Source organism: Pseudomonas sp. JV414 (assembly GCF_032424305.1).
GTDB classification, from domain to species: domain Bacteria; phylum Pseudomonadota; class Gammaproteobacteria; order Pseudomonadales; family Pseudomonadaceae; genus Aquipseudomonas; species Aquipseudomonas lini.
In genome coordinates this window covers 350574-362641 of sequence record NZ_VYKC01000021.1, presented here as the reverse complement: position 1 = coordinate 362641, position 12068 = coordinate 350574, and the positions used below count along the sequence as shown (strand labels likewise).

Below are 12068 nucleotides of genomic sequence, written 5' to 3'. Positions count from 1 at the left end.
GCTGCGATCTTTTGATCTTCAGCTTTTTAAAGTCGAAAGATCGCCATCTTCGGCAGATTCTGCGCAGTGGTTACGGGCGGGTTCTCGGGGGATTGTTACCAAATCTGCCAAAGGTGTTTATCAAAAGCACGGCTATATGCACGCCACCCCCAGGCCTAAAATCGGTTTCGCCAACAAGGCAAACGCGATTAACCCAGTTGCAGCCCCCACGAAGGCAGTTAATCCAAGACTCTTTACTAAAGCGCCACACGCAATCCCAAAAAGATTGCGTGACCCCATTCGACCTTAAGAAAGGTAAATTTCAAATGAAAGCTTTATTGGTTCTGGCCCTCAGCAGTCTGTGCGCAACCGCCATGGCGGACGAGGTCCCGACTGATGTCGCACAGCAACAACCCGCCATTGAGGAATACACCTACTCCACCCACCTGGACATCGCCAAAGTTATATCGATGAGCGAAATCCCGAACGTCTGCGAAGTGGTTCCGGCCAAAATGGAATACGACGACTCCAAAGGTCAGCGGCACATTCTGCGCTACAGCGTCATGGGTAACGGCTGCTCTAACGGCTGATCCGCCCCTCAAGCCCAGCACTCCACGGTTCACGGTCCATGTAGGAGCTGCCGCAGGCTGCGATCTTTTGATCTTTCCCCCAAAGCTCACCTATTAAAGACAGATAAACCGCCAACCCAATAGATCGATAAACAAGATTGCTTTAAGCGTTTATTTGCGCTTTTTAATCAAAATAGTTGGCGTAGGATGAATTCCACACCCAAGGCACAAAACGCCAACAAACCTGGAGCCACCACCATGAAAACCAAACTGATCCTCGCCCTGACCCTTTCCGTCCTGGCCGCTAACACCTTCGCCGCCGATGGCTACGACCGCACTGGCTCGGCTACTTTCACTGAAGCGGCTGTCGCTTCTGATGGTTCTGACCACGTAGGTGCAGCCAAAGTCGCAGCCGACGGTTCTGACTATGTAGGTGCAGCTCGTTTCAGCTGAAAACTGAACGCGACATCACAGCCCGACTTCGGTCGGGCTTAGTTGTGTCTGGAGTGGTCAAAAATCGACCAAAACCACTACATGTAGTAAAAAACGCCGTTTTTGATTGTTTTTTGAACAACCTTTTTCAAAAACATTTTCAGCCAAAAACTGCACACAATCCCGCCCACAAAAACCCCTCCCATCCCCTGAAAGCCCCGCCCCACCTGGCTTGCAACACAACACCAGACCATAACCACGCGAACACCTTGCTCCCACCGTCAAAAACCAGCCAAAACAACCGAAAAAAAAACTTACTCCGCCAAAGCCCTGTAAACCCTCGCTCCAACCTGAAAACGCCCCTCGCCGACCGCTCCGAGTGCCATTTCGCCGCACCACGGGGCCGAAAATTTCCTTATAATGCGGACTTAAACGGGCCTGCAATATTCCCTTACAGGGGTGAAAAGCCAGTCTGAAGCCCACGCAGAAGCGACTCACGTTTTCTGCGCCCATCAGTGGCTTCAGAACACCCGTACAAAATTCTGTTTATTGCCTGCGTTGTACCGCTGCAACAAACGATTTCCTTTAGATCCAACGCGGCCAGAAACGGCTGTGTGAAAAACCAACCTATCAGTTTTCACACGGGCAATCTGGCCCTCACGCAGGAGACGACACGTCATGCTGAGCTGGGACGAATTCGACAAAGAAGACAGCGGCGAGACCGTGGTAAAAGGCGCCAACGCCGGCCACGCGACTGAAGCCAACATGGACCGACTCGACACCGCTGGTGGTGTCGCCGCTCAAGAAGCTCGCGCTGTTACCGCGACCGACTCTGCCGCAATCGCCCGTGCCAAAGCTGCCCTGGACACCCTCGACGTCGCCGAAGGCCTCGCCGAACTCGAAGGCGCCTCCGCCCGCGTTGCTGTCGACGAAAAGCGCATGATCAACTGCCGCGCCGACCTCAACCAACTCGTACCGTTCAAGTACGACTGGGCCTGGCAGAAGTATCTGGACGGTTGCGCAAACCACTGGATGCCGCAAGAAGTCAACATGACCGCCGACATCGCCCTCTGGAAAGACCCGGAAGGCCTGACCGACGACGAGCGCCGCATCGTGATGCGCAACCTCGGCTTCTTCTCCACCGCCGACTCCCTGGTTGCCAACAACCTGGTCCTGGCCGTGTACCGCCTGATCACCAACCCGGAATGCCGCCAGTACATCCTGCGCCAGGCGTTCGAAGAGGCGATCCACACCCACGCCTACCAGTACTGCATCGAATCGTTGGCCATGGATGAAGGCGAAATCTTCAACATGTACCACGAGATCCCATCGGTCGCGAAAAAAGCCACCTGGGGCCTGAAATACACCCGCTCGATCTCCGATCCGAAGTTCGAAACCGGCACCGTCGAAACCGACAAAGAATTGCTGCGCAACCTGATCGCCTACTACTGCGTTCTGGAAGGCATCTTCTTCTACTGCGGCTTCACCCAAATCCTCTCCATGGGCCGCCGCAACAAAATGACCGGCGTCGCCGAGCAGTTCCAATACATCCTGCGCGACGAATCCATGCACCTGAACTTCGGCATCGACGTGATCAACCAGATCAAAATCGAAAACCCGCACCTGTGGGATGCTGAAATGAAGGAAGAAGCTTCGCAGATGATTCTGCAGGGGACTCAGCTGGAGATTGAATACGCACGTGACACCATGCCTCGTGGGGTTTTGGGGATGAATGCGGCGATGATGGAGGATTACCTCAAGTTCATCGCTAACCGTCGTCTGTCGCAGATTGGGCTGAAAGAAGAGTATCCAGGGACGACTAACCCGTTCCCTTGGATGAGCGAGATTATGGACTTGAAGAAAGAGAAGAATTTCTTTGAGACGAGAGTTATTGAGTATCAGACTGGTGGGGCATTGAGCTGGGATTGATTTAAAATAAAAATGGCTGTCATACGACAGCCATTTTTCTATTAAGACCGTATAGAAATTAATCGCTATATCCTTTTTGCCAACATCCGCATCTCAATCCCGCTCAAATCACTCAGAATCCGCGGATCTTGATCAAATCTCTTTCGAATATCATTAACATCCTTCACGCCACTTAAACTATCCGAAATACGGTTAACAATTGAGCGGGGAACCCCCGCATCAACCAATAGTATATCTTGAATTTTATCGCTACCGTACTGTAGGTGAGTAATAGTCAACGCAAGAGACATTTTACCGCCATAAACAAAATTAAAAATTCTCTCAAACGCCATTAAATACTTAGGCAGAGAAAATTCGAAATACCTATAAATCAGTTCCAATACATTTCTAATTTTAGTGTCTTCTTTTACTGCATTATACTCAGCTATCATCACCTTCAAACTAGGCTTATGATAAATTTGAAACTTAACGAATTTAGACAACCTAGCAGTTGTCCAGCTTTCTTTCTTATCAGTATCCGCAAATAACTGATCATGAACCAATTCCATAATCAATGACATTTGCTCTTTATCTGGCAAACTGTGTAGCCCACCCAAACTTCGCCCTATATACCTCTCTCGCCTAAGATACTGAATCAAGGAAATTTGCTTCTCAAACGGTATATATTTATTTTTTTTCAATAGATCGAGCGGTACTCTTTCACTAAAAATCCGCTCCATAATTACATCTCGCTGCAGTTGCCCGTTCCCGTTCAAATCCTCCAATGAGATTTGAATATTATCCTCTGGCGAAATAAAGTCATAGTCGAAGATTGGAAATCTTATTTCATCTATCTCATCTACTGCTACATGCTCCTCCAGAAAAATTGCTCTTCCAACAAAATGATGTCCAAAACGGCCTGACCGTCCAACAATATTTTTAACATCGAACCCGCTAAGTTCAATATCCGCCTTCGTCGTATCGTAAAAAATCACATTCTTAGCAGAAGTATTTACCCCTTCAGTCAACGTAGGGGTACATACAATAACGTCTAACACTCCTGCGTTAAACAGATCTACAATTTCACTTTGAATATACTTAGGAACTCCGGCGTGATGGAACGCAACTCCTTTGCTTAGACAGCTCAGTAACCGCCATTCCTCCGATATATGACGCTTGATATATTCAATCAATTCATCAAGCACTTCACTCTTAACATCTTCAGACCTTTTCCCAGCAATATAATGAGCTCTAGTCTCAGCTGAATCTTTCCTCCCAACGTAAACAATTGATTGTCCGCTTACCGATTGCAAAATCTGCATTAAGCGAGGTTCTTTCCCCTTCAACGACTTTAATTCAGCCCCATCTATACTCACCGACTTATCAGAAAGATAATTTATTACCTTTTTTTGCACGATATCAGTATTGTATTTTTCGAAATGGCCCTTCGTTCTTCGTAAAAACTCCTTACTAAAGCTTTTAAAGTAAGGCCCAATTAAGTAATAATCGCACCGCTCCTTATATGCCTTATACAGACAACTAGCAAACACGGAAGACCTATTGTCAGAGCTATCAACCTTATACACCTCATCAAAAATAAAAAAATCAAAACTTACTTGATGCTCATCCGTATAAACATCAAATTTTTCTGGTGTAAATATATATATTGTAGGTTCAGATGATGGCTCCGAATGAGTAGAGTATATGAGATTGTATCTCTTCAAATTCTCGTCCTGCTTAAAAGCGAAATAAGTTTCGCTCAAAAGAGCATTCGTAGGAACCACCATCATTACACTTTCATAAGAATTATGAGAAATAATTTCCCGCACTATTCTTGACTTGCCGAAAGAAGTAGGAGCGCTTACCACAAGCCGTCGCTTCTCCTTAAATGTATCGTATAAATCCTTTTGCTCTTTCGTTAAAAGAATTTCACTATCAAGAGAATAAAAAGAGCGTTGAGAAACCTCAAACAAACCATTCTCCTCCTGAAATTCAACACCTCTCTCCCTCAACATCTCTTCATACAGAAATACTCGAGAAGAACCAATACACTGCTTAAGCAACTCCACCAAAAATGGATCTTTGGGAACGTTTTCACATGCGTGACATAGATTGCGCAATCCTTCGGAATAATATTCTTTAGTTTGAAGAAGTTTATACGTATCCTCTAAAAAACCTTTAATCTCCTCGCCATTCTTATCAGCTTCAAAAAAATCTTGTGCATTGACTCCTGAAAGACGCGCAAAGGCTCTACCTGCAAGAACATCCGTAATATTCATCGGTATAGCTCCTCCATTTTTTCAAGGCTATCCTTAATTTTAGTAACGTCTTGCAAGGGAAGCAGTATAAAAAATATCTTAATATTATCAGGCACATCAAGAGCTCTTTTATTAATAGTTTTAAATCTATCTTCAAAATGCTTCTTAAAGGCTAATGCAAATTCATCCCCGCACTGCTTATGCTTTACTATATCAATGCAATCGTAGGTTACTAGAGCAGGTATTACGATCTTCGCCTTATCAAGGGAAATACTTCCATCCAAAAACTCAACCAACTGATCAGGCACAACGACATCTTTATTGTATTCAATATTCGGAGCTAATATCGAAAACTCCGCCTTCAGATATGCACCATCAATATGCATTTGAATCTCATCCAACACATCAGAAACGGCACCTGAAAAAGACTTATAAAACTTAACCTCCCCCAACCATATCTCTATACTTCCATCATCAGCAGCTACAAAATGTGCACAGTCGAAACCTTTAATTTGCTCTTTGGTCGAACTCCTCAGCTTAACCTTTGTAACGAATCTTTCATTCTTATAAAACGACTTCAGAATAAGAAACAGTAAAAGCTCTCCATAGTCACCTTTTTTATTTTTCTTCGCCTCAGAGATCCGCTTAAAAGCAGTTCGATACATCTCATCTATGTCATCATCTTTTTTTAATCTTTCATACTCATCAGGAGTCAAAGCGAAGTGTGGTAACGCACCTCTAATAAGCTTCACCAACTCGGCCTCACGATATACCCCATTTTCATAATCCAAATGAAACGGATGTTTATCAAAACCGGTAGAGTCTTCAGCATCGTCAAATCGACATGCTAGCCTAGTGAACCTTTTATATATTTTCTTCACTTAACTTACTCACAGGCTTACAAACGGATCAATTAAGAAATCACGCAGTCTTATTGTAATATTTGACAATATAAGCATGTCCAGCTCGGCAATTTAGAGTCTGGCATGCAGGCTGCGTAGTAACTTTCGGAAGGCTGGTGATTATTAAACCTAAACATCAGTACTCATCCTTTGAGAATTCGGCCGTTGGTCTCTAGTTCATCGACCCCGATTACTCACGTGTCCTTTTTCTCAGGATAGACACGCATGTGGAAACCGGCCAGCATTTTGGCATCATTTTGTTTTCTCTTGACCCGCATCCTTTGGCCCTCTAACCTTTTACTTGGTGCCTAAGAAACACCTCACACAGCGGACTGACCGCACCCGACAGAAGCGGCTTTTTTGTGCCTACGGTTTCCCCGTGCGCCTCAAAAAATCTCTGTTATGCCGGGAGTGGGCGAATACAAGACCCGAAAGGGGAATATGTCCGGCCCTCTGTGTGGGGTTTCTTAACTCCCGGCACCCAGCCCTAAGAAAGCTGACATCACACAGAGGTAAAGGATATGCCTAAAAATCTCTCCTTCTCTCCGAAGGTAATCTGCTTTAGCCGCTTCATTGTCTACGCGCTTCCATCCCCGGAGGCTCGCCATGTCTGATCCCTTCATCCCCACAGTCTTCACACGCCACAACCTTCACCTCCATGCCCTTCTACTGGAAAACCAGCCATGGTTCTGCGCCCGCGATTTGGGTCGCTTAATGGGCTTTCATCTGAATGATCGTGTGGTCAGCAAGCTGGACGAAGATCAGCGGCATACGTTGTTGATTGAGTACCACGGTCAACCGGAGAAACGGCTAATGCTCAGCGAATCCGGTGTGTATGCGTTGCTGGTGTATCACTACGCACCGGGGAATCGGTTGTTGCGTGAGTGGTTGACTCATCAGGTGGTGCCGGCCTTGCGCGATGCTAAGCAGTCGAAAAACGCGGATCGGCCGATGTTGAGTTTGTTGGATTGGCCAGAGATGTCGTTGAGTCTGTTGCATTGGCAGGATGAAGGCTGGATTCGGCTGCGGGATATGCCTTATCTGTTGCTCAATCGCACGCGGCGGCGGGTCCCGGTGGCTAAACCTTGGTGGCGGAAGGTCATGGAGGTGTTTCAGTCTTCGAAGCATTCGGTGGGTTAGAACGTATTTGTAGGATCGCTTTAGCGATGAGTCGGTCTTTTCCGTAGGAATTTTCGTAGGCAATCGTAATGGCCACTCAGTATCGCCCGAGGGTTTTCAACCCTCGGCGATGTGATGAGCATAAAGAAAAAAGCTCAATCAACCTTCAATTGCTTCCAACCGCTGCTTCAGCCTCTCATTCACCAACGCCCCATGCACTCCAGAATGAATTTCGCGATGACAACTTGGGCATACAGCCCCCACATAGCATGGATGATCTAACCCACCATCTGAGAGCCGGTTGACGTGATGTGGCTCTAAGTAGGGTGTGCCATCCTTTTTCATAAAAGGAGCAGGCATCTTACAGCTCTCGCATTCCCCCTGAGCGCGCATCAGTACATAGTGCGAAACCTTTCGGCTGCGCTGATAGATCTTACGCGGAGCGGATTGCCCTAACTCATCACTGCCAGGCTTACATGCAGCCAGCGCAGCCAACCGTGCAGCAGCCAGAGAGTCGGGAAGGTCAGACTTCTCATCTTCTTCAGCCTCAATCATTCCACTAGGAATACCCACAGGGACTAACCGAAAAACAATCGCCGTCCGCGCCTGGCCGCTCACATCCGGCTGGGTCCGGTTAAACATGTCGGCGCACGAAAACTCGCCCTCGTAAGCGTAGCCATTACCTTTGCCGAGGGACTTAAACAAGTGCAGCGCTCGGCCATCCTCGGCATGCTCAGCAATGGCTCGGTTGCCTCGGATCAAAGTCATCGGCCCGCGTTGTCCTTCACCGGTATAAAAGTAGGCGCCGTCTTCCCAATGGTCGGCATACCCGTATTGCTCACCGCTATCGCCCGTGAACAAAAAAATCACAGGGTAGGTAGCAGACGCTGCAATGCCGCTTTGCAGGCTTCCACCGAACGGTCCGTTGATCTCAGTTTTTCGGTCGTAAACAGCTCCCGGCGTGAACTGCAACACCGGCTCGCCGTCCCCACGCGGTAACTCCACAATAGTGAAGCCTCGCTTCTCTAGGTAACTGTTGGTCGGGTGCCCACCGGAGAATTCGCCTACGGCAATGCCGGTAGCCAGAGAGACGATTTTCTTCGCCGGATACAGTTCACCGCCCGCGTGAACGGCGTAACGGTGAGCTAAGTTATTTTCCCAGCCCTGCCACTCGCGCTTACTCCGAAATTTACGATCAAACTCCAGCATTGCTTTGTCTATTCGTTCCTTCGAAACCGATTTGATCGCCACGAGTGCTGCCCTTTATCGACAATTGCTGTAGGAAAATTCCTACCACCGCCAAAGTACCAAAGGGTTTCAATACGTAACAGGGCGAAGAGCCATTATTTCTAAGCGCTATTGCTCAATAGGGCGTGCGCCTTAACTCACTACCCGCTATTAATACGTTCCCACCTCTCACGGACCCGAGCCTGCCATGAAATTCGACCTCGCCTACTGCCTCAGCCTCGACGACAAGCTGTCGATCTATGACGTGCGCGATTTGAATTTCGACGAGACGATGGAGTTCGATTCCGCCAAGGAGCACTTCCAGTGCCCCAACGATGCGTGCCGTTTGGCGTTTGATGCGGCCAACGTGTTGGGGACGTTCAACGCCAAGAACGTGAATTACGTGCGCACGCCGCACTTCAAGAACATCCCCAGCACGCGGCATGTCGAGGGTTGTCCTTATGTCAGTCTGAAGACGCCGGCGTCGGGTCTGGAGGCGGACGGTGCGGAATCGGATGACAGTCGAGAGGAGCATTTCCCGTCGGAGTTGTTGCTGACTCGGCGTGAGTATGTGCGTAAGCCTGTGAGCCCGGCGGTGGCGGCGGATGTTATGCGCGATGCCCCGACACCTACTTCAGCGGCCAGTAACGTTGAGCAACCAAGCCGGGAGTCGGCGCCGGACAAGACCAGTGTCTTCGCCCATCCGGTGGAGTGTTTTGTGTCGAACTTCGAGGACAAGGATCTGCTCAAGCGCATGCCGCTGAAGATTGGCGAACACTCGGCGCCTTATGGGTCGTTCTTCAAGAAGATCGAATACCTGCAGGACAACAAGGGGCTGATTTACTGGGGCAAGATCAAGGAGATCAAGGATTACACCCAGAGCTTTCGCATCGATTTCGAACAGAAGGTCTGGTTCAAACAGCCGGATGAGACGAAGAAGAAACCTCATTCGGTGAACGTTTACCTGAGCAAGAAGCTGATCGACAACTATCGCAAGCGCAAAGCGTTTCTGGAAGAGATCAAGCATGCCGTCGACAGTGAAGCGGAGTTGTATTGCTTCTTTTATGGGGTGACGCCGGAGTTGAAGCAGGTGCCGAGCAAGAAAAACCCCGAGCAGACGTTCGGGGTGTTCAGTGCCAATATTGAGAATCTGGATCACTTCATTATTCGTGAAGCGCCGGGGTTGGCAGACAAGTAAATTCGTCTCAGGGCAGTTGCAGCGCTACGCCGCCGGGGTGTTGTTTTATGAGGTTGTAAGGCAAGACCCCCCAGCCAATGTTTCGGCACACGGCAGCTACGTGAGGGAAGGACGGCTCTAACTTGATACCTTTTTCGGTGAAGTACCAGTCCGGATAGCGCCAAGGGTAGTCGTCGTTGTAGCCGCATTCGTTCTCCCCTTCAGGCGTTGTCGTCATTTCCTTGGGATAGAGCTTAAGCAGTTGCGCCACCAGCCAAGGCGCCAGCTCCTTGGAGCGGTAGTCGAAATAGGCATCGGATGACTCGGATGAAGGTTCATCGTAGTCGTAGGTTTGCTCGAAATGCAGTGGCTTGCCCTGCCCCACCCACAGCACGTCATCAAGCGTCAGGACTTGCCCGGTACGGGTATTGAAATTGAGTGCCTCATTGTACTGATCCGGGTACGCACCACCGCAGTAGTAGTCGAATGAGATAGTTGCGCTCATGACGGAAGACGTCATCCACAACGGCTGAATCCCCTGACTGTAGTAGCCCTGTTTGCCATCGACGTAGCACCCGAAATGCCCCACCACGCCTTGCCACAACCGCGCCATCAAGCGCTGATTTAGACGCTGGCGCGTTTCTGCGGTATACCCCGAAACCACTTCAAACCCTTCCATTTTTGTCTGTGGCTCACCCCACCATTGCAGCGTGTACCCCATGAACGTTTCGGTCCGTCCTTGTTTGAGTTTCAGGCCTTGCAGACGTAGGTATTCGTACGGCGCCTTGTCATGGAGCCTGACGAGATAGGGTAACGTTTCGGCGGACACCGGCGGGAGCTTGGCTTGCTGCAACTCGACCTTGAGGACTTTGCCTTGTGGGCTGGTCCATTCGCCGGACCAACCATCGGGGTTGGGTTGCAAGCGAATTTGCGGGAGACTTTTACCCTCATTGTCAGACTGGCTACCCTCGTCAAGTATCAGGGTATCGCCTTCTTTTTGTCCGCTGAGTACTAGATCACTGCGGTACTTTTGGTAGAAGTAGCGCCCCTCACTACCGTCGGCGCTCACTTCCAGAACAATGGGCGATTTGCCCACGGTTCCGGTGTAAACCAGAGTTCCGTTTTCAGCCCACAGCGCGGTAGAAAAAGTTGAACACGCCAGCACGACAATGCCGGCCAGACGAAACAATCCTTTAAACATCAAATCATCCTGGTATAAACGAGCGCGTGATCGTGGGGGATGACCGGGTGCAGCTTGAAAGTCATACGCACCCAGTCCGCAATACTTGCGTAACCCAGCTTCAGGGCAATTGCAGCGCCACGCCGCCGGGATGTTGCTTGACCACCGCGTATGGCAACACTGACCAGCCCGGATCATCACAATTGCGTTGCACGCGGGCGAAGTACGGTCCCAGGTACAGGCCTTTGGCGGTGAAGTGCCAGTTGGAATAACCCCAAACGCTTTCGTCGGTGTAGTCGCAACTGTCCTCGTCCGTCGGCTTCTGCATTTCGTCGGGGTACAGCGCGGCGAATTGCTTGATCAGCCACGGTACGAACACCTCGCGATGATAGGTGAATCGCGCGTTGCTCTCTTCCTCGGTCAAGGATGTGTCGCCCGCGCCTTCGCGATCGGCATGCACCAGCGGCTTGCTTTTGCCAACCCACAGCACGTCTTCCAGTGACAGGCTATGACCGGTGTGAACGTCGAGGTTGATCGGCGAATTGCCAAAATCCGGGTGAGCGCCGCCACAGTAGTAGCTGGTGGAAATGCTCAGGCTGACCACATCGGGCGATAGGAATTTGGGGACGACACCTTGGTTGAACTCGGAATTTTCACTACCTTGCAGCAAACAGCCGTGATAGCTGATGACATCGCTCCATAGCCGCGCTAACAATTGCTGATTGACCCGCTGCTGGTCGGCTTTCGGGTAGCCGGACTCGATGCTGAACATGGAGAGACTGGACTCGGGCTGCGTCCACCATTGCAGATCGTAACCCATGAAGGACTCTTTCTTGCCCGGTTTGAGCTTCAAGCCTTGCAGGCGAAGATATTCATAAGGATCGCTTTTCGGCAGCGCGGCGATGAAGGGCAAGGCGTCCGTCGCCGGTGCCGGGAGCTTAGCCTCGGTCAACTGCATTTGCAGGATTTTGCCCTTGGGGCTTTTCCATTCGCCTTGCCAGCCGTTGGCCGTTTCTTGCAGCTTGAGGGTAGGCAGGGGTTTGTCGTCGCCGTAGCGGTTGTTGCCTTCGGTTAGCGTCAGGGTCTCTTCTTGCAGCGAACCGCTCAGCTCCAGGTCGCGATGGTACTTCTCATAGAAGTAGCGGCCGGTGACTTCGTCAGGCTGGCCAGTGTTGAGTTCCAGCACGATCGGCATCTTGCCCAAGGTGCCGGTGAAGACTCGATTGTTGTCTTCGGCATCGGCTGTCGAACAGAACGCGAGTAATAACGTGGCGCAGGGTGCGAAGCGCAACAATCCTTTGAACATCAAATCATCCT

At 49.8% G+C, this 12068-nt stretch carries 10 protein-coding genes and 1 pseudogene; 5 read left to right on the top strand and 6 right to left on the bottom strand.

Annotated elements, in window-relative coordinates:
- The first annotated feature begins 305 nt into the window (after window positions 1–305).
- Both F6R97_RS23745 and F6R97_RS23740 read left to right on the top strand, forming a co-directional pair.
- Entirely contained in the window at window positions 306–569 is a 264-nt protein-coding gene (locus F6R97_RS23745) for a DUF2790 domain-containing protein (RefSeq protein ID WP_038979415.1), read from the top strand.
- Between the two features lie 237 nt (window positions 570–806).
- Window positions 807–998 (top strand): annotated as a pseudogene (locus F6R97_RS23740) (hypothetical protein); the annotation flags it as partial.
- A gap of 60 nt (window positions 999–1058) precedes the next feature.
- On the opposite strand, the gene F6R97_RS23735 reads toward F6R97_RS23740, so the two are convergent.
- Window positions 1059–1493: a hypothetical protein gene (locus F6R97_RS23735; RefSeq protein WP_315867183.1), complete on the bottom strand. Its 435-nt coding sequence runs from the start codon at window positions 1491–1493 to the stop codon at window positions 1059–1061.
- Window positions 1494–1658: 165 nt separating this feature from the next.
- Here F6R97_RS23735 and F6R97_RS23730 point away from each other — a divergent pair, with 165 nt between their 5' ends.
- Window positions 1659–2909 carry a ribonucleotide-diphosphate reductase subunit beta gene (locus F6R97_RS23730; protein WP_007905373.1) on the top strand — a complete coding sequence of 417 codons (1251 nt, stop codon included), beginning with the start codon at window positions 1659–1661 and terminating at the stop codon, window positions 2907–2909.
- 65 nt (window positions 2910–2974) lie between these two features.
- Here F6R97_RS23730 and F6R97_RS23725 read toward each other — a convergent pair whose 3' ends face one another.
- Window positions 2975–5167, bottom strand: coding sequence for a helicase-related protein (locus tag F6R97_RS23725; protein ID WP_315867182.1), 2193 nt, complete (start codon window positions 5165–5167; stop codon window positions 2975–2977).
- A complete protein-coding gene (locus F6R97_RS23720; protein ID WP_315867181.1) occupies window positions 5164–6027 on the bottom strand; it encodes a DUF1837 domain-containing protein in 864 nt (287 codons plus the stop codon). Before F6R97_RS23720 ends, F6R97_RS23725 begins: the two co-directional genes overlap by 4 nt.
- A gap of 627 nt (window positions 6028–6654) precedes the next feature.
- Here F6R97_RS23720 and F6R97_RS23715 point away from each other — a divergent pair.
- Window positions 6655–7188, top strand: coding sequence for a Bro-N domain-containing protein (locus tag F6R97_RS23715; RefSeq protein WP_315867180.1), 534 nt, complete (start codon window positions 6655–6657; stop codon window positions 7186–7188).
- 138 nt (window positions 7189–7326) lie between these two features.
- On the opposite strand, the gene F6R97_RS23710 is transcribed toward F6R97_RS23715, so the two are convergent.
- Window positions 7327–8418: an HNH endonuclease signature motif containing protein gene (locus tag F6R97_RS23710; RefSeq protein ID WP_315867179.1), complete on the bottom strand. Its 1092-nt coding sequence runs from the start codon at window positions 8416–8418 to the stop codon at window positions 7327–7329.
- A 184-nt stretch (window positions 8419–8602) separates the two neighbouring features.
- On the opposite strand from F6R97_RS23710, the gene F6R97_RS23705 reads away from it, so the two are divergent.
- Window positions 8603–9592 carry a hypothetical protein gene (locus F6R97_RS23705; RefSeq protein WP_315867178.1) on the top strand — a complete coding sequence of 330 codons (990 nt, stop codon included), beginning with the start codon at window positions 8603–8605 and terminating at the stop codon, window positions 9590–9592.
- Between the two features lie 7 nt (window positions 9593–9599).
- On the opposite strand, the gene F6R97_RS23700 is transcribed toward F6R97_RS23705, so the two are convergent.
- A complete protein-coding gene (locus tag F6R97_RS23700; RefSeq protein ID WP_315867177.1) occupies window positions 9600–10772 on the bottom strand; it encodes a hypothetical protein in 1173 nt (390 codons plus the stop codon).
- Between the two features lie 100 nt (window positions 10773–10872).
- Window positions 10873–12057, bottom strand: coding sequence for a hypothetical protein (locus tag F6R97_RS23695; RefSeq protein WP_315867176.1), 1185 nt, complete (start codon window positions 12055–12057; stop codon window positions 10873–10875).
- Between the last annotated feature and the right edge of the window lie 11 nt (window positions 12058–12068).